The organism is Streptomyces armeniacus (genome assembly GCF_003355155.1).
GTDB lineage: Bacteria > Actinomycetota > Actinomycetes > Streptomycetales > Streptomycetaceae > Streptomyces > Streptomyces armeniacus.
This window is the reverse complement of record NZ_CP031320.1, coordinates 1,169,232-1,187,743: the sequence shown is the minus strand read 5'-3', so window position 1 is coordinate 1,187,743 and position 18,512 is coordinate 1,169,232. Positions and strand designations below refer to the sequence as shown.

The 18,512-nt window shown below is 67.4% G+C and carries 13 protein-coding genes; 12 read left to right on the top strand and 1 reads right to left on the bottom strand.

Annotation, left to right across the window (positions count from 1 at the left end):
• Positions 1-117: 117 nt before the first annotated feature.
• From rplK to tuf, 12 genes are all read left to right on the top strand, one after another.
• Positions 118-552 (top strand): 50S ribosomal protein L11, encoded by a 435-nt coding sequence (gene rplK, locus DVA86_RS05115; RefSeq protein ID WP_208876141.1) that lies wholly within the window; start codon positions 118-120, stop codon positions 550-552.
• Between the two features lie 250 nt (positions 553-802).
• Entirely contained in the window at positions 803-1,525 is a 723-nt protein-coding gene (gene rplA, locus DVA86_RS05110) for a 50S ribosomal protein L1 (protein ID WP_208876140.1), read from the top strand.
• Positions 1,526-1,681: 156 nt separating this feature from the next.
• Positions 1,682-2,578, top strand: coding sequence for an SCO4651 family lipoprotein (locus DVA86_RS05105; RefSeq protein WP_484421912.1), 897 nt, complete (start codon positions 1,682-1,684; stop codon positions 2,576-2,578).
• Positions 2,579-2,931: 353 nt separating this feature from the next.
• A complete protein-coding gene (rplJ, locus tag DVA86_RS05100; RefSeq protein WP_208876138.1) occupies positions 2,932-3,495 on the top strand; it encodes a 50S ribosomal protein L10 in 564 nt (187 codons plus the stop codon).
• A 105-nt stretch (positions 3,496-3,600) separates the two neighbouring features.
• Positions 3,601-3,990, top strand: coding sequence for a 50S ribosomal protein L7/L12 (rplL, locus tag DVA86_RS05095; RefSeq protein WP_208876136.1), 390 nt, complete (start codon positions 3,601-3,603; stop codon positions 3,988-3,990).
• 478 nt (positions 3,991-4,468) lie between these two features.
• Entirely contained in the window at positions 4,469-7,954 is a 3,486-nt protein-coding gene (gene rpoB, locus DVA86_RS05090) for a DNA-directed RNA polymerase subunit beta (protein ID WP_208876134.1), read from the top strand.
• A gap of 120 nt (positions 7,955-8,074) precedes the next feature.
• Positions 8,075-11,974 carry a DNA-directed RNA polymerase subunit beta' gene (locus DVA86_RS05085; RefSeq protein WP_208884401.1) on the top strand — a complete coding sequence of 1,300 codons (3,900 nt, stop codon included), beginning with the start codon at positions 8,075-8,077 and terminating at the stop codon, positions 11,972-11,974.
• Positions 11,975-12,080: 106 nt separating this feature from the next.
• Positions 12,081-12,569: a DUF1707 and DUF4190 domain-containing protein gene (locus DVA86_RS05080; RefSeq protein WP_208876133.1), complete on the top strand. Its 489-nt coding sequence runs from the start codon at positions 12,081-12,083 to the stop codon at positions 12,567-12,569.
• A gap of 379 nt (positions 12,570-12,948) precedes the next feature.
• A complete protein-coding gene (gene rpsL, locus DVA86_RS05075; protein WP_003948652.1) occupies positions 12,949-13,320 on the top strand; it encodes a 30S ribosomal protein S12 in 372 nt (123 codons plus the stop codon).
• 2 nt (positions 13,321-13,322) lie between these two features.
• Complete coding sequence (gene rpsG, locus DVA86_RS05070) at positions 13,323-13,793, top strand: 30S ribosomal protein S7 (RefSeq protein WP_027749253.1); 471 nt, start codon at positions 13,323-13,325, stop codon at positions 13,791-13,793.
• A gap of 41 nt (positions 13,794-13,834) precedes the next feature.
• Positions 13,835-15,958: an elongation factor G gene (fusA, locus tag DVA86_RS05065; protein ID WP_208876131.1), complete on the top strand. Its 2,124-nt coding sequence runs from the start codon at positions 13,835-13,837 to the stop codon at positions 15,956-15,958.
• 220 nt (positions 15,959-16,178) lie between these two features.
• Positions 16,179-17,372 (top strand): elongation factor Tu, encoded by a 1,194-nt coding sequence (gene tuf / locus DVA86_RS05060; RefSeq protein WP_208876130.1) that lies wholly within the window; start codon positions 16,179-16,181, stop codon positions 17,370-17,372.
• A gap of 153 nt (positions 17,373-17,525) precedes the next feature.
• On the opposite strand, the gene DVA86_RS35910 is transcribed toward tuf, so the two are convergent.
• On the bottom strand, positions 17,526-18,425 hold the full coding sequence (locus tag DVA86_RS35910; RefSeq protein WP_208876128.1) for an alpha/beta fold hydrolase: 900 nt from the start codon (positions 18,423-18,425) through the stop codon (positions 17,526-17,528).
• Positions 18,426-18,512 lie beyond the last annotated feature (87 nt).

Here is an 18,512-nt window from a genome sequence, read left to right as displayed (position 1 = left end):
GATTTCAGAGCTCGCCACGGTACGGGCTATCGTGGTGCGGTATGCCTCCATCCGGCTGACGGACTCCGTCGCCGGGCATGGCGGCCGAATCACCTCTCACAAGGACCCGGAGAGAGCATGCCTCCCAAGAAGAAGAAGGTCGCGGGGCTGATCAAGCTCCAGATCCAGGCCGGTGCGGCCAACCCGGCTCCGCCGGTCGGCCCGGCACTGGGTCAGCACGGCGTCAACATCATGGAGTTCTGCAAGGCGTACAACGCCGCGACGGAGTCGCAGCGCGGCTGGGTGATCCCGGTGGAGATCACGGTCTACGAGGACCGGTCCTTCACCTTCATCACCAAGACGCCCCCGGCAGCCAAGATGATTCTCAAGGCCGCGGGCCTGGAGAAGGGCTCCGGCCAGCCGCACGTCAACAAGGTCGGGAAGCTCACGCGCGAGCAGGTGCGCGAGATCGCCACGACCAAGATGCCCGACCTGAACGCGAACAACATGGACGCCGCCGAGAAGATCATCGCCGGCACCGCGCGTTCCATGGGCGTCACGGTCGAGGGCTGACCACGGCTCACAACCACTGTGAGTGAGCCAAAGGGCGCGCCGGTGTCGAAAGCGACCGAGACCAAGCGACAGTGCCTTGAGCGGCTCCCGCCGCGGGCGAGCGCATGGGGCCTCCCCGCCGAAGGCAGGGGAAGTCGAGGAGCGTCGAGACCGGGTACAAGCGCCCGGAGGCGAACCGAACCCAGACAAAGGGTGGAAGGGCCGAGCGCTGGCCCGCACCACGACTCCGTTCCGAACAACAGGAGCAGCAGTGAAGCGCAGCAAGAACCTCCGCAGCGCGGACGCCAAGGTCGACCGGGAGAAGCTGTACGCCCCGCTCGAGGCCGTCCGGCTGGCCAAGGAGACCTCACCGGCCAAGTTCGACGCGACCGTCGAGGTCGCCCTGCGGCTGGGCGTCGACCCGCGCAAGGCCGACCAGATGGTCCGCGGCACCGTGAACCTCCCGCACGGCACCGGCAAGACCGCCCGGGTCCTGGTCTTCGCGACCGGTGACCGTGCAGCGGCCGCGGAAGCCGCGGGCGCCGACATCGTCGGCTCCGACGAACTGATCGACGAGGTCTCCAAGGGCCGTCTCGACTTCGACGCCGTCGTCGCCACCCCGGACCTGATGGGCAAGGTCGGCCGCCTCGGCCGCGTGCTCGGTCCGCGTGGTCTGATGCCGAACCCGAAGACCGGTACGGTCACGCCCGACGTGACCAAGGCCGTCACGGACATCAAGGGCGGCAAGATCGAGTTCCGTGTCGACAAGCACGCGAACCTGCACTTCATCATCGGCAAGACGTCGTTCGACGAGCGGCTGCTGGTCGAGAACTACGCCGCGGCGATCGAAGAGGTGCACCGCCTCAAGCCGTCGGCGGCCAAGGGCCGTTACGTCAAGAAGGCCACCATCAGCACCACGATGGGCCCCGGCATCCCGATGGACGGCAACCGCACCCGGAACCTCCTCGTCGAGGAGGACCCGGCCGCGGCCTGATCCACCGGCACGGCAAACGAGGCCGGGCCCGCGCTCTGACGAGTGCGGGCCCGGCCTCGTGCGTGACCGACCACGGAATCCGGGGGCGGGGGGAACCTCACCGCGGGCTACAGTCGTCCCGGCACATAAAGAGCAGTTAAAACCCAGGGGGGTCCCGTGCACAGGACGCGAACAGCCGCGGTGACGGCAGGCGTTGTGCTGATGGCCGGTCTCACGGCGTGCGGCAGCGACGACGGCGACGGTGGTGGCGGAGGCAAGAAGGACAAGCGCTCGTCCGAGAAGTCGTCGACCGGCTTCTCGCCGCTCGCGGCGCTGAAGAAGGCCTCGGACAGCACGGAGCGGCAGAAGTCGGCCCACGTCGAGGGCAACACGTCCCAGGGCAGCCCCCAGGGGACGATGACCACGGCGATGGAAGGCGAGATGGACTGGTCCGAGGGGGGCACCACGGGCAATCTCACCGTCACCCAGAGCGGTGGCGCGGTGGCGAACTCGCCGATCGCCAACAAGCCCACACCGGCCCGCTACACGGCCGACGCGATGTACGTGAACGTCGGCGACGAATTCGCCTCGACGGCAGGCAACGGCGCGCACTGGATCGCGTACGACTACGACAAGCTCGCCGAACGGGCGGGTCCGTCGGGCGCGTTCATCAAGGACCAGATGCAGAACAACAACCCGTCGCGCTCGGTGGAGCTCCTGCTCGCCACGGGCAAGGTGCGGAAGGTCGGCACGGAGACCGTCAAGGGCACCGAGACGACCCACTACAGCGGCACTGTGGACGTCTCCGAGCTGACCCGCATGCAGTCCAAGGAACTGAGCCAGACGGAGCTCCAACAGCTGCAGCGGCAGCTTCAGACGGCAGGCCTGGAGACGGAGAAAATCGACCTCTGGATCGACGGCGACGACCTGCTGGTGAAGAAGTCCGAGACGGCCGAGAACACCAAGGGCCAGGGCGACTACGAGTCGGTCGTCTACTACTCGGACTACGGCACGGACGTCACCATCGAGGCCCCGCCGGCCTCCGACACCGTGGGCTTCGAAGAGCTCAGCTGAGGCCCGTACGGCAGCTGAGGCCCGTACGGCGGCCCGTACGGTGGCCCGTACGGCACGACGCGCCCGCTCTGCCGGGTGCGGGCGGGCTGCGCCGGGAGAGGGCGGATTTGCCGCTCCCGGCGCGGCTCGCGTAAGCTCACGGAGAAGCCAAAGACCGCTGGTTACCGGTGTGCCCCGGCAGGGGGCGTGCCGGGCGAAGGACCCGCTAGCTGCGGGCGGCCCGCGTAGGTGACTGGATGAGCTCCCGGACGATTGTGTCCGGTCGAGTGTCGCCCCGTGCGCCTGCGCCGGGGCGTTACGTTTGTCCAGCCCCTTCCGAGCGGTCCTGAACACCCGGAAGGAGGCCGAGGCTCATGGCAAGGGACCAGGTCGCACCCGACAAGGTCGCAGCCGTCGAGGAGATGACGAACAAGTTCCGCGACTCCAGCGCTGCCGTCGTGACCGCGTACACCGGTCTCACCGTGGCGCAGCTCAAGGAGCTGCGCCGTTCGCTCGGTGAGAACGCTCAGTACCGAGTGGTGAAGAACACACTGACCAAGATCGCGGCCAAGGAGGCCGGGTTCAACGAGCTCGACGAGTTCTTCCAGGGCTCGTCGGCCGTCGCCTTCGTCACCGGTGACCCGGTGGAGGCGGCGAAGGGTCTCCGCGACTTCGCCAAAAACCACCCCGCCCTGGTCATCAAGGGCGGCATCGTCGACGGCAGCCCCATGTCCGCCGCCGACATCAACAAGCTCGCGGACCTCGAGTCCCGCGAGGTGCTGCTCGCCAAGCTGGCCGGTGGCATGAAGGCGTCCATGGCCAAGGCCGCGGCGACCTTCCAGGCCCCGCTCACGAAGATGGTCCGCACCGCGGACGCGCTTCGCGACAAGGTCGAGCAGGGCGGTGCCGGCACGCCGGCTCCCGCCGAGTCCGAGTAGTCGGCGCGCGCACTCGCGTCATCAGCACTCCTCGGTCGCAGCGGGCCACGCCCGCCGCCGTTATGTACATCCGGCACCAGCCGATTTAGTGGAAGGACCGCCACCATGGCGAAGCTCAGCCAGGACGACCTGCTCGCGCAGTTCGAAGAGATGACCCTCATCGAGCTCTCCGAGTTCGTGAAGAAGTTCGAGGAGAAGTTCGACGTCGAGGCCGCCGCTCCGGCCGCCGTCGCCGTCGCCGCTCCGGGCCAGGGCGGCGCCGCCGCCGAGGCCGAGCCCGAGCAGGACGAGTTCGACGTCATCCTCACCGGCGCCGGCGACAAGAAGATCCAGGTCATCAAGGTCGTGCGCGAGCTGACCTCGCTGGGTCTGAAGGAGGCCAAGGACCTCGTGGACGGCACCCCGAAGCCGGTCCTCGAGAAGGTCGCCAAGGACGCCGCCGACAAGGCGAAGGAGTCCCTCGAGGGCGCCGGCGCCTCCGTCGAGGTCAAGTGACGCACTGAGGTCAAGTGACGAGGGGCCCGTACGGCTTCCGCGGCACTGCCTCACCGGAGGGCGATCACCCGTGCGGGTGATCGCCCTTCGGCGTTGCCGACGCGACGTCCTTGCCCTGGGGATATGGGCGGGTATGGTGATCTTCGCAGTCCTGGGGGCCTTGACGAATGGCACGCAGCGCGCAATTCTCGGGACGCGTCGTCACACCGATCCAGATCCGAGGCATGGATCGGGGACGAAGCGGGAAGCATCGATATGCGCTCGCGGCACGTGCGATTCCCGGCACGTGTGGCCTGCGACAAGACAGCAGAACGAGAGGGGGAGAGTGGCACTGCGCCAGTCTCCGGAAAACCGCTCTGGACATCAGTGTGCCGTGTGGCTACACTGACCCTTTGCGCTGCCTGCTAGCTGCTCCCTGCCCGTCGCCAGGGGCACCGGTATGCGCGTAGTGAGTCCGAGCCCTCGGAAGGACCCCCTCTTGGCCGCCTCGCGCAACGCCTCGACCACTCATTCGAACAACGGCGCCAGCACCGCCCCGCTGCGTATCTCTTTTGCGAAGATCAGGGAACCCCTCGGGGTCCCGAACCTCCTTGCGCTGCAGACCGAGAGCTTTGACTGGCTGCTCGGCAACGACGCCTGGAAGGGTCGCGTCGAGGCAGCGCTGGACAGTGGTCAGGACGTCCCCACGAAATCCGGTCTGGAAGAGATCTTCGAGGAGATCTCTCCGATCGAGGACTTCTCCGGGTCGATGTCCCTGACCTTCCGTGATCACCGTTTCGAGCCGCCGAAGAACTCGATCGACGAGTGCAAGGAGCGCGACTTCACGTACGCGGCTCCGCTCTTCGTCACCGCCGAGTTCACGAACAACGAGACCGGTGAGATCAAGTCCCAGACGGTCTTCATGGGCGACTTCCCGCTCATGACCGACAAGGGCACCTTCGTGATCAACGGCACCGAGCGTGTCGTCGTCACGCAGCTCGTCCGCTCGCCGGGTGCCTACTTCGACAGCTCCATCGACAAGACCTCCGACAAGGACGTCTTCTCCGCCAAGATCATCCCGTCCCGGGGTGCCTGGCTCGAGATGGAGGTCGACAAGCGCGACATGGTCGGTGTCCGCATCGACCGCAAGCGCAAGCAGTCCGTGACCGTCCTGCTCAAGGCGCTCGGCTGGACGACCGAGCAGATCCTCGAGGAGTTCGGCCAGTACGAGTCGATGCGCGCCACCCTGGAGAAGGACCACACCCAGGGTCAGGACGACGCGCTGCTCGACATCTACCGCAAGCTGCGTCCGGGCGAGCCCCCGACCCGCGAGGCCGCGCAGACGCTGCTGGAGAACCTCTACTTCAACCCGAAGCGGTACGACCTGGCCAAGGTCGGCCGTTACAAGATCAACAAGAAGCTCGGCGGTGACGAGCCGCTGGACTCCGGCGTGCTCACCACGGCCGACGTCATCGCGACGATCAAGTACCTGGTCAAGCTGCACGCCGGCGAGACCGAGACGACCTCGGCCGAGGGCGTCTCGCTCGTCGTCGAGACCGACGACATCGACCACTTCGGCAACCGCCGCCTGCGGAACGTCGGCGAGCTCATCCAGAACCAGGTCCGTACGGGCCTGGCGCGGATGGAGCGCGTCGTCCGCGAGCGGATGACGACGCAGGACGTCGAGGCGATCACGCCGCAGACGCTGATCAACATCCGGCCGGTCGTCGCCTCCATCAAGGAATTCTTCGGCACCAGCCAGCTGTCGCAGTTCATGGACCAGACGAACCCGCTGTCGGGGCTCACCCACAAGCGCCGCCTCAACGCGCTGGGCCCGGGCGGTCTGAGCCGTGAGCGGGCGGGCTTCGAGGTCCGTGACGTGCACCCCTCGCACTACGGCCGCATGTGTCCGATCGAGACCCCCGAGGGCCCGAACATCGGTCTGATCGGCTCGCTGGCGTCGTACGGGCGCGTGAACGCGTTCGGCTTCGTCGAGTCGCCGTACCGCGTGGTCCGCGAGGGCGTCGTCACCGACGAGGTGCACTACCTCACGGCTGACGAGGAGGACCGCTTCGTCATCGCCCAGGCCAACGCGCCGCTGACCGAGGACATGCGGTTCGCCGAGGAGCGGGTGCTGATCCGCCGCCGCGGCGGCGAGGTCGACCTGATCCCGGGCGACGACGTGGACTACATGGACGTGTCGCCGCGCCAGATGGTGTCGGTCGCCACCGCCATGATCCCGTTCCTCGAGCACGACGACGCCAACCGCGCGCTCATGGGCTCCAACATGATGCGGCAGGCGGTGCCGCTGCTGAAGGCGGAGTCGCCGCTGGTCGGCACCGGTATGGAGTACCGCTGTGCGGTCGACGCCGGCGACGTCATCAAGGCCGAGAAGGACGGTGTCGTCCAGGAGGTCTCCGCCGACTACGTCACGGTGGCGAACGACGACGGCACGTACACCACGTACCGGGTCGCGAAGTTCTCCCGTTCCAACCAGGGCACCTCCTTCAACCAGAAGGTGCTCGTGGACGAGGGCTCCCGCGTCATCACCGACCAGGTGCTGGCCGACGGCCCGTCCACCGAGGACGGCGAGATGGCGCTCGGCAAGAACCTGCTCGTGGCGTTCATGCCGTGGGAAGGCCACAACTACGAGGACGCGATCATCCTGTCGCAGCGCCTCGTCCAGGACGACGTCCTCTCCTCGATCCACATCGAGGAGCACGAGGTCGACGCCCGTGACACCAAGCTCGGTCCGGAGGAGATCACCCGGGACATCCCGAACGTCTCCGAGGAGGTCCTCGCGGACCTCGACGAGCGCGGCATCATCCGTATCGGTGCCGAGGTCGAGGCCGGCGACATCCTGGTCGGCAAGGTCACCCCGAAGGGCGAGACCGAGCTGACCCCGGAGGAGCGGCTGCTGCGCGCGATCTTCGGCGAGAAGGCCCGTGAGGTCCGTGACACCTCGCTGAAGGTGCCGCACGGCGAGACCGGCAAGGTCATCGGCGTACGGGTCTTCGACCGCGAGGAGGGCGACGAGCTGCCGCCGGGCGTGAACCAGCTGGTCCGCGTCTACGTCGCGCAGAAGCGCAAGATCACCGACGGCGACAAGCTCGCCGGCCGGCACGGCAACAAGGGCGTCATCTCGAAGATCCTGCCGGTCGAGGACATGCCGTTCCTGGAGGACGGCACCCCGGTCGACATCATCCTCAACCCGCTGGGCGTCCCCTCCCGGATGAACCCGGGCCAGGTCCTGGAGATCCACCTGGGCTGGCTCGCCTCCCAGGGCTGGCAGGTCCAGGGCGTCGACGAGGAGTGGAAGAAGCGGCTGGCGGCGATCGGCGCGGACGACGTCGCGCCGGGTACGAACGTCGCGACCCCGGTCTTCGACGGTGCCCGCGAGGACGAGATCGCCGGCCTCTTCGAGTCGACCGTGCCGAACCGGGACGGCGACCGGCTGGTCCAGCCGTCCGGCAAGGCGCACCTCTTCGACGGGCGTTCCGGGGAGCCGTTCCCGGAGCCGGTCTCGGTCGGCTACATGTACATCCTCAAGCTGCACCACCTGGTGGACGACAAGCTGCACGCGCGCTCCACCGGCCCGTACAGCATGATCACCCAGCAGCCGCTGGGTGGTAAGGCCCAGTTCGGTGGCCAGCGCTTCGGTGAGATGGAGGTGTGGGCGCTCGAGGCGTACGGCGCCGCCTACGCCCTCCAGGAGCTGCTGACCATCAAGTCCGACGACGTCACAGGCCGCGTGAAGGTGTACGAGGCGATCGTCAAGGGCGAGAACATCCCCGAGCCGGGCATCCCCGAGTCCTTCAAGGTGCTCATCAAGGAGATGCAGTCGCTCTGCCTGAACGTGGAGGTGCTGTCCTCGGACGGCATGTCCATCGAGATGCGAGACACCGATGAGGATGTCTTCCGCGCTGCGGAGGAGCTCGGTATCGACCTGTCCCGGCGTGAGCCGAGCAGCGTCGAAGAGGTCTGACGGGTCTGACCGGGCCCTTCTCCCGAAGAGCCCGGTCGTCCCAGGACCCCCAGACCACGAACCTGCCTGAATATTCCGCTGACGCGGAGGGGCACGACCCTGAAAGAGGGATTGACGACAGTGCTCGACGTCAACTTCTTCGACGAACTGCGAATTGGCCTGGCCACCGCTGACGACATCCGTCAGTGGTCGCACGGCGAGGTCAAGAAGCCGGAGACCATCAACTACCGCACCCTCAAGCCGGAAAAGGACGGGCTCTTCTGCGAGAAGATCTTCGGTCCGACCCGGGACTGGGAGTGCTACTGCGGCAAGTACAAGCGCGTCCGCTTCAAGGGCATCATCTGTGAGCGCTGCGGCGTCGAGGTGACCCGCGCCAAGGTGCGCCGTGAGCGGATGGGCCACATCGAACTGGCCGCGCCCGTCACCCACATCTGGTACTTCAAGGGCGTCCCGTCCCGCCTCGGCTACCTGCTGGACCTGGCCCCGAAGGACCTGGAGAAGGTCATCTACTTCGCGGCGTACATGATCACGTACGTCGACGAGGAGCGCCGCACCCGCGACCTGCCCTCCCTGGAGGCGCACATCGGTGTGGAGCGCCAGCAGATCGAGCAGCGCCGCGACTCCGACCTGGAGGCCCGGGCCAAGAAGCAGGAGGCCGACCTGGCCGAGCTCGAGGCCGAGGGCGCGAAGGCGGACGTGCGCCGCAAGGTGCGCGAGGGCGCCGAGCGCGAGATGAAGCAGCTGCGCGACCGCGCCCAGCGCGAGATCGACCGTCTCGACGAGGTGTGGAGCCGCTTCAAGAACCTCAAGGTCCAGGACCTGGAGGGCGACGAGCTGCTCTACCGCGAGCTGCGCGACCGCTTCGGTACGTACTTCGACGGCTCGATGGGTGCCAACGCGCTGCAGAAGCGCCTGGAGACCTTCGACCTCGAGGAGGAGGCCGAGCGCCTCCGCGAGATCATCCGTACCGGCAAGGGCCAGAAGAAGACCCGTGCGCTGAAGCGGCTGAAGGTCGTCTCGGCGTTCCTGCAGACCAGCAACAGCCCCAAGGGCATGGTGCTGGACTGCGTGCCGGTGATCCCGCCGGACCTGCGTCCGATGGTGCAGCTGGACGGTGGCCGCTTCGCGACCTCCGACCTGAACGACCTGTACCGCCGCGTGATCAACAGGAACAACCGCCTCAAGCGGCTGCTCGACCTCGGTGCGCCCGAGATCATCGTGAACAACGAGAAGCGGATGCTGCAGGAGGCCGTCGACGCGCTGTTCGACAACGGCCGCCGCGGCCGTCCGGTCACCGGGCCGGGCAACCGTCCGCTGAAGTCGCTGTCCGACATGCTCAAGGGCAAGCAGGGCCGGTTCCGGCAGAACCTGCTCGGCAAGCGCGTGGACTACTCCGCGCGTTCCGTGATCGTCGTCGGCCCGCAGCTCAAGCTGCACCAGTGCGGTCTGCCGAAGGCGATGGCGCTGGAGCTCTTCAAGCCGTTCGTGATGAAGCGCCTGGTGGACCTGAACCACGCGCAGAACATCAAGTCTGCGAAGCGCATGGTCGAGCGCGGCCGTACGGTCGTGTACGACGTGCTGGAAGAGGTCATCGCCGAGCACCCGGTGCTGCTGAACCGCGCACCGACACTGCACCGCCTCGGCATCCAGGCGTTCGAGCCGCAGCTGGTCGAGGGCAAGGCCATTCAGATCCACCCGCTCGTGTGCACCGCGTTCAACGCGGACTTCGACGGTGACCAGATGGCCGTGCACCTGCCGCTGTCCGCGGAGGCGCAGGCCGAGGCCCGCATCCTGATGCTGTCCTCGAACAACATCCTCAAGCCGGCCGACGGCCGTCCCGTGACCATGCCCACCCAGGACATGGTGCTGGGGCTGTTCTTCCTCACCACCGACGAGGAGCAGCGCCAGACGATCGGCGACGGGCGGGCGTTCAACTCGGTCGCCGAGGCGATCATGGCGTTCGACGCCGGGGAGCTCTCGCTCCAGGCGAAGATCGACATCCGCTTCCCCGTCGGCACGGTTCCGCCGCGCGGCTGGACGCCGCCGGCGCGCGAGGAGGGCGAGCCCGAGTACCAGCCGGGGGACAGCTTCCGGCTGCGTACGACGCTGGGCCGCGCGCTCTTCAACGAACTGCTGCCCGAGGACTACCCGTTCGTCGACAACTCGGTGGGCAAGAAGCAGCTCTCCGGGATCGTCAACGACCTGGCCGAGCGCTACCCCAAGGTCGTCGTCGCGGCCGCGCTGGACAACCTGAAGGCCGCCGGTTTCCACTGGGCGACCCGCTCCGGCGTGACCGTCGCGATCTCCGACGTGGTGGTGCCCGAGGCCAAGCAGGCGATCATCGAGTCGTACGAGGCTCAGGACGAGAAGGTCCAGAAGCAGTACGAGCGCGGCCTGATCACCAAGGACGAGCGCACCCAGGAACTGATCGCGATCTGGACCAAGGCGACCAACGAGGTCTCCGAGGCCATGAACGAGAACTTCCCGAAGACGAACCCGATCTTCATGATGGTCGACTCGGGTGCGCGCGGAAACATGATGCAGATGCGGCAGATCGCGGGCATGCGCGGTCTGGTGTCCAACGCGAAGAACGAGACCATCCCGCGGCCGATCAAGGCGTCGTTCCGCGAGGGCCTCACCGTGCTGGAGTACTTCATCTCCACGCACGGCGCCCGTAAGGGCCTCGCGGACACCGCGCTGCGTACCGCCGACTCGGGTTACCTGACCCGTCGTCTGGTGGACGTCTCGCAGGACGTGATCATCCGCGAGGAGGACTGCGGCACCGACCGCGGCCTCAAGCTGGAGATCGCGGCCAAGGGCGCGGACGGCGTGCTGCGCAAGGCGGAGAACGTCGAGACCAGCGTGTACGCGCGGGCGCTCGCCGAGGACATCGTCGTGGACGGCAAGGTGCTGGCCCCGGCCAACACGGACCTGGGCGACGTGCTCATCGACGAGCTGGTGCGGCACGGTGTGGAGACGGTCAAGACCCGTTCGATCCTCACCTGCGAGTCCACCGTCGGCACCTGCGCGATGTGCTACGGGCGTTCGCTGGCCACCGGCAAGCTGGTGGACATCGGCGAGGCCGTCGGCATCATCGCGGCCCAGTCCATCGGTGAGCCCGGCACGCAGCTGACGATGCGTACCTTCCACACCGGTGGTGTGGCCGGTGACGACATCACCCAGGGTCTGCCGCGTGTGGTCGAGCTCTTCGAGGCCCGTACGCCCAAGGGCGTCGCGCCGATCTCCGAGTCGGCCGGCCGGGTGCGTATCGAGGAGACCGAGAAGACGAAGAAGATCGTCGTCACTCCCGACGACGGCTCCGAGGAGACCTCGTACGGCGTGTCCAAGCGTGCCCGTCTCAAGGTGTCCGAGGGCGACCACGTCAACGTCGGCGAGCCGCTGACCGTCGGTGCCACCAACCCGCACGACGTGCTGCGCATCCTCGGCCAGCGTGCGGTCCAGGTGCACCTGGTCAACGAGGTGCAGAAGGTCTACAACTCGCAGGGCGTGTCGATCCACGACAAGCACATCGAGATCATCATCCGGCAGATGCTGCGCCGTGTGACGATCATCGAGTCCGGCGACGCGGAGCTGCTGCCGGGCGAGCTGGTGGAGCGTACGAAGTTCGAGGGCGAGAACCGTCGCGTGGTGACGGAAGGCGGCCACCCGGCCTCCGGCCGTCCGCAGCTGATGGGTATCACCAAGGCTTCGCTGGCCACCGAGTCGTGGCTGTCGGCGGCGTCCTTCCAGGAGACGACCCGGGTGCTGACCGACGCGGCGATCAACGCCAAGTCGGACTCCCTGATCGGCCTCAAGGAGAACGTCATCATCGGCAAGCTCATCCCGGCCGGTACGGGTCTGTCCCGCTACCGCAACATCCGGGTCGAACCGACCGAGGAGGCGAAGGCGGCGATGTACTCGGCTGTCGGCTACGACGACATCGACTACTCGCCGTTCGGCACCGGCTCCGGTCAGGCGGTCCCGCTGGAGGACTACGACTACGGGCCGTACAACGCCTGATGAGGCTTTAGCCAGGTCTCAGTTCTGCCACAGAGGGCGGTCACTCCCCAGGGGAGTGACCGCCCTTCGTGGCTTGTGGGTGCATCATGGATGCGGGGGTGGTGCCATGCTCGCCAGTAACTCGGACCGTGAGCGCGCGGTCGACGTCCTGCGGGCCGCTTTCGCGGAAGGGCGGCTGACCAAGGAGGAGCACGACCAGCGCACCGGGCGCGCCGTCGCGGCACGCTCCATCGAGGAGTTGCAGCAGCTGACTGCCGACCTGCCGCACGGGCCGGGCGGAGCGGCACCCACGCCGGCGCTGCCGGCGGCGTTCCACGGCCGCGGGCAGTACGGGCCGCCGATGTACCCGGGACCGGTGTACCCGCCGCTCATGCCCGCCCGCCCCACGAACTCGGCCGCGATCGGCGCGCTCGTCTGCGGCCTCGTCACCCCGATCACCCTCGGCATCAGCGGCCTGCCGGCGATCATCCTCGGCCACAAGGCGCGTTCTGAGATCCGCCGCACAGGAGAGCGAGGCGACGGCTCCGCGGTGGCGGGCCTGGCGCTGGGCTGGCTGGCGCTCGGCATCCTGCTGCTGGTGCTGATCGCCAGCTGACCCGGTCCCGTACACCCCGCTGACCAGGTACGTCAGCGGGTGCGGGGCCGTACCGCGCGTGGTCTTTCGCGAGCCGCTCTAGCACAGTACGGTGGCCGCAGCGTCGTGTTGGCCCCGGCGTGTCCTTCGCGTGGGCATTTGTTTTGACCGGAGCCGACGCTGTGGGTACGCTCTGACCTTGTGCCTGGGGTATCCCCTGCGCTCCCGCAAGTGTTCTGACACTCGGGAAGCGGAGATGGCGACACCGAAATCTGCATGCTTCCCGGAAGCTCCTTGCCTCCGCCCAGGGGTCTGCAGTCTTCGACACACCCGACCTCGTGGGTCGGTGGCGTGGCCCAGGTTAGCTTTACCGAGACGGCACACAGAAACCGGAGAAACGGTGCCAACGATCCAGCAGCTGGTCCGGAAGGGCCGGCAGGACAAGGTCGAGAAGAACAAGACGCCCGCACTCGAGGGTTCCCCTCAGCGTCGCGGCGTCTGCACGCGTGTGTTCACGACCACCCCGAAGAAGCCGAACTCGGCACTGCGTAAGGTCGCACGTGTGCGCCTCACCAGCGGCATCGAGGTCACCGCTTACATTCCGGGTGAGGGCCACAACCTCCAGGAGCACTCCATCGTGCTCGTGCGTGGTGGCCGTGTGAAGGACCTGCCGGGTGTTCGATACAAGATCATCCGCGGCTCCCTCGACACGCAGGGCGTCAAGAACCGCAAGCAGGCTCGCAGCCGCTACGGCGCCAAGAAGGAGAAGTAAAGATGCCTCGTAAGGGCCCCGCCCCGAAGCGCCCGGTCATCATCGACCCGGTCTACAACTCTCCTCTGGTGACGTCCCTCATCAACAAGGTGCTGCTGAACGGCAAGCGCTCCACCGCCGAGCGCATCGTCTACGGCGCCATGGAGGGCCTGCGCGAGAAGACCGGCAACGACCCGGTCATCACGCTGAAGCGCGCGCTCGAGAACATCAAGCCGACCCTCGAGGTCAAGTCCCGCCGCGTCGGCGGTGCGACGTACCAGGTTCCGATCGAGGTCAAGCCGGGCCGCGCCTCCACACTGGCGCTGCGCTGGCTCGTGGGTTACTCCCGCGCCCGCCGCGAGAAGACCATGACCGAACGCCTTATGAACGAGCTGCTGGACGCTTCGAACGGTCTCGGCGCCTCCGTGAAGAAGCGTGAGGACACCCACAAGATGGCCGAGTCCAACAAGGCCTTCGCGCACTACCGCTGGTAGTCGCAGACCCCATCGAGAGACCGAGAGAAGACTGAAGCCTTATGGCTACCACTTCACTTGACCTGGCCAAGGTCCGCAACATCGGGATCATGGCTCACATCGACGCGGGCAAGACGACGACCACCGAGCGGATCCTGTACTACACCGGTGTCAGCTACAAGATCGGTGAGGTCCACGACGGCGCTGCCACGATGGACTGGATGGAGCAGGAGCAGGAGCGCGGCATCACCATCACGTCTGCCGCGACGACCTGCCACTGGCCGCTCAACGACGTCGATCACACGATCAACATCATCGACACTCCGGGCCACGTCGACTTCACCGTCGAGGTGGAGCGTTCGCTGCGTGTCCTCGATGGTGCCGTGACCGTGTTCGACGGTGTGGCCGGCGTCGAGCCCCAGTCCGAGACCGTATGGCGGCAGGCGGACCGCTACGGCGTGCCGCGCATCTGCTTCGTCAACAAGCTGGACCGTACGGGCGCCGAGTTCCACCGCTGCGTTGACATGATCGAGGACCGCCTGGGCGCGGTGCCGCTGGTCATGCAGCTGCCGATCGGCACCGAGATGGACTTCAGGGGCGTGGTCGACCTCGTCCGTATGAAGGCGCTGGTCTGGTCCGCCGAGGCCAAGCTGGGCGAGATGTACGACACCGTCGACATCCCGGACACCCACGCCGAGGCCGCCGACGAGTGGCGCGGCAAGCTGCTCGAGGCCGTGGCGGAGAACGACGAGGAGATGATGGAGCTGTACCTCGAGGGCCAGGAGCCCACCGAGGACCAGCTCATGGCGGCGATCCGCCGTATCACCCTCGCCTCCACGGGCGTTGAGGGCACCACCACCGTCACCCCGGTGTTCTGTGGCACCGCGTTCAAGAACAAGGGCGTGCAGCCGCTGCTCGACGCCGTCGTGCGGTACCTTCCGTCGCCGCTCGACGTCGAGGCCGTCGAGGGCCACTCCGTGAAGGACTCCGAGGAGATCCTGAAGCGGAAGCCCTCGGAGGACGAGCCGCTGGCCGCCCTGGCGTTCAAGATCGCGAGCGACCCGCACCTCGGCAAGCTCACCTTCATCCGGGTCTACTCGGGCAAGCTCCTCACCGGCACCCAGGTGCTGAACTCGGTGAAGGGCAAGAAGGAGCGCATCGGCAAGATCTACCGCATGCACTCGAACAAGCGTGAGGAGATCGAGTCGGTGGGTGCCGGCGACATCGTCGCCGTCATGGGTCTCAAGCAGACCACCACCGGCGAGACGCTCTGCGACGCGTCGAACCCGGTGATCCTCGAGTCCATGGAGTTCCCGGCCCCGGTGATCGAGGTCGCCATCGAGCCGAAGTCCAAGGGCGACCAGGAGAAGCTGGGTGTCGCGATCCAGCGGCTGGCCGAGGAGGACCCGTCCTTCCAGGTCAAGACGAACGAGGAGACCGGCCAGACCATCATCGCGGGTATGGGCGAGCTGCACCTCGACGTGCTGGTCGACCGTATGAAGCGCGAGTTCAAGGTCGAGGCGAACGTCGGCAAGCCGCAGGTGGCTTACCGCGAGACGCTGCGCAAGAAGGTCGACAAGGTCGACTACACGCACAAGAAGCAGACCGGCGGTTCGGGTCAGTTCGCGAAGGTGCAGATCGAGGTCGAGCCGCTCGAAGGCGACGGCTACGAGTTCGTCAACAAGGTCACGGGTGGCCGCATCCCGCGGGAGTACATCCCGTCCGTGGACGCGGGCTGCCAGGACGCCATGGAGTTCGGCGTGCTGGCGGGCTACCCGCTCACCGGCGTACGGGTGACGCTGCTGGACGGCGCTTTCCACGACGTGGACTCGTCCGAGATGGCGTTCAAGATCGCCGGTTCGATGGCCTTCAAGGAGGCCGCGCGGAGGGCCAGTCCGGCACTCCTCGAGCCGATGATGGCCGTCGACGTCACCACGCCCGAGGACTACATGGGCGAAGTGATCGGCGACATCAACTCCCGTCGTGGCCAGGTACAGGCCATGGAGGACCGGGGAGCCGCCAAGCTCGTCAAGGGTCTGGTGCCGCTCTCGGAGATGTTCGGTTACGTCGGTGACCTGCGCAGCAAGACCTCTGGTCGCGCAAGCTACTCGATGCAGTTCGACTCCTACGCCGAGGTTCCCCGGAGCGTCGCCGAGGAGATCATCGCGAAGGCCAAGGGCGAGTAACACCGGATTCACGGGCGTTGCGCACCCATTAGGCTGGAGCAACGGCATTCGGGGCATCCGGCACAGATCACCCAGCGATCTGTGCCGGTGCCCTGGCCGCCGCCCCACAAGACGAAACGGTCAAGGGAGTCCCCTCGGGGTCCTGACCGGTTCTACGACCATCTGAACACCCCCCGCAGTCAGCGGCGGGCGTACAGCACCAGTCCACAGGAGGACCCCAGTGGCGAAGGCGAAGTTCGAGCGGACTAAGCCGCACGTCAACATCGGCACCATCGGTCACATCGACCACGGTAAGACCACTCTTACCGCGGCGATCACCAAGGTGCTGCACGACGCGTACCCCGACCTGAACGAGGCTTCGGCCTTCGAGAACATCGACAAGGCGCCGGAAGAGCGCCAGCGCGGTATCACCATCTCCATCGCGCACGTCGAGTACCAGACGGAGAACCGTCACTACGCCCACGTCGACTGCCCGGGTCACGCGGACTACATCAAGAACATGATCACCGGTGCTGCCCAGATGGACGGCGCCATCCTCGTGGTCGCCGCCACCGACGGCCCGATGCCGCAGACCAAGGAGCACGTGCTCCTGGCCCGCCAGGTCGGCGTCCCGTACATCGTCGTCGCGCTGAACAAGGCCGACATGGTGGACGACGAGGAGATCATGGAGCTCGTCGAGCTCGAGGTCCGTGAGCTTCTCTCGGAGTACGAGTTCCCGGGCGACGATGTCCCCGTCGTGAAGGTCTCCGCGCTCAAGGCGCTGGAGGGCGACAAGGAGTGGGGCGACCAGATCGTCAAGCTCATGTCCGCCGTCGACGAGGCCATCCCGCAGCCGGAGCGCGACGTCGAGAAGCCGTTCCTGATGCCGATCGAGGACGTCTTCACGATCACCGGTCGCGGTACGGTCGTCACCGGCCGTATCGAGCGCGGCGTGCTCAAGGTCAACGAGAACGTCGACATCATCGGGATCAAGGACACCAAGACGTCCACCACGGTCACCGGTATCGAGATGTTCCGGAAGCTGCTGGACGAGGGCCAGGCCGGTGAGAACGTCGGTCTGCTGCTCCGCGGCATCAAGCGCGAGGACGTCGAGCGCGGCCAGGTCATCATCAAGCCGGGCTCGGTCACCCCGCACACGGAGTTCGAGGCGCAGGCGTACATCCTGTCGAAGGACGAGGGTGGCCGTCACACCCCCTTCTTCAACAACTACCGCCCGCAGTTCTACTTCCGTACGACGGACGTGACCGGCGTCGTGACCCTCCCCGAGGGCACCGAGATGGTCATGCCGGGCGACAACACCGAGATGAGCGTGCAGCTCATCCAGCCCGTCGCGATGGAAGAGGGCCTGAAGTTCGCCATCCGCGAGGGTGGCCGGACCGTGGGCGCCGGCCAGGTCACCAAGATCAACAAGTGACTGGCGGTACCTGACGAGCGCACTCCGCTCAGCTGTCCGGAAGGGCCCGTACGACCTCGGTCGTACGGGCCCTTCCGCGCGCCGCGGGCGGGCCCGTACGGGGTCTGTGCGGGGCTCGTGCTCCGGTGCCGTGCGGTGCCCGTGGCGGGGCCGTCAGAGCGCGGGACGGATGCGCCTGCCGACGTACGAGCGGATCTCCCGCGCCAGCGGCTCCGGCTGGTCCAGCGGCACGAGGGCGTAGCTGTCCGCGATCGGCCGTACGCGCGCGTCCGGCATGGCGGCGGCGAGCCGGTGCGCGTGCGCGACCGGGAAGATCCGGGTCGTGTCGGCCCACGGGAAGAGCGTGGGCTGCTTGAACTCGCGCAGCTCGCGGGCCGTCTGCCGGGTGTAGCGCTTGGACACCCCGCGCAGGAACTTCCCCAGGTCGCGGCGGACCCCGGCGTCGCCGCGGGCGGGCTCCAGGAACGACTGCCGCAGCTCGGGCGCCAGCGGGTGCTTCGTCAGCCAGCCGCAGGCGAGGGGCAGTCGGCGCAGGGCGCGCAGCCGGAGCGCCTGCACCATGAGCCACACGCCGCCCGGTACGCGCGCCGCGAGCTGCGCGTGGCGCAGGGCACGGGGGAGGTAGTTGTCGTACGTCTCGCAGGAGGTCAGTACGAGGCCCCGGAGCAGGTCGGGCGAGCTGGTGGCGACCAGCTGCGCGAACACCCCGCCGGCGTCGTTCCCGACCAGTACGCAGCCCTCGGGGGCGCGGTCCCGCAGGGCCTCCGTCACGGCGGCCGCTATGCCGTCCGGCGTCAGATCGGCCTCAGGCGGCGCGGGCGTGGTGTGCGCGCCCAGCGGGAGTTCCAGCGTGACGCAGCGGTGCGTGTCGGCGAGCAGGGGCACGGTCCTGGTCCACAGGTCCGCGTTGACGAGGACTCCGTGCAGGAAGACGAGGGTCGGCCCCGCCCCGCGCTCGTAGCAGCCCAGCTCGCCGATCGACGTCTGGACGGTACGGCGTGCTCCCAGCAAGTCCTCGGTGTTGGTCCCGGTGTTCGGCTGCGCATTGGTCACGTTGCGGCACATCTCTCCACTGGGGGGCGGCAGTTGGCAGCGAGCGCCGGGCGCGCGAGACGCGCGCGCGACGGCGGGCCGTCCGCC

What these genes read in the sequence shown, in the direction of transcription:
- rplK (WP_208876141.1), top strand. Translation starts at nt 118, where the DNA reads ATGCCTCCCAAGAAGAAGAAGGTCGCGGGGCTGATCAAGCTCCAGATC.
- rpsG (WP_027749253.1), top strand. Translation starts at nt 13,323, where the DNA reads ATGCCTCGTAAGGGCCCCGCCCCGAAGCGCCCGGTCATCATCGACCCG.
- rplJ (WP_208876138.1), top strand. Translation starts at nt 2,932, where the DNA reads ATGGCAAGGGACCAGGTCGCACCCGACAAGGTCGCAGCCGTCGAGGAG.
- rplL (WP_208876136.1), top strand. Translation starts at nt 3,601, where the DNA reads ATGGCGAAGCTCAGCCAGGACGACCTGCTCGCGCAGTTCGAAGAGATG.
- DVA86_RS05080 (WP_208876133.1), top strand. Translation starts at nt 12,081, where the DNA reads ATGCTCGCCAGTAACTCGGACCGTGAGCGCGCGGTCGACGTCCTGCGG.
- fusA (WP_208876131.1), top strand. Translation starts at nt 13,835, where the DNA reads ATGGCTACCACTTCACTTGACCTGGCCAAGGTCCGCAACATCGGGATC.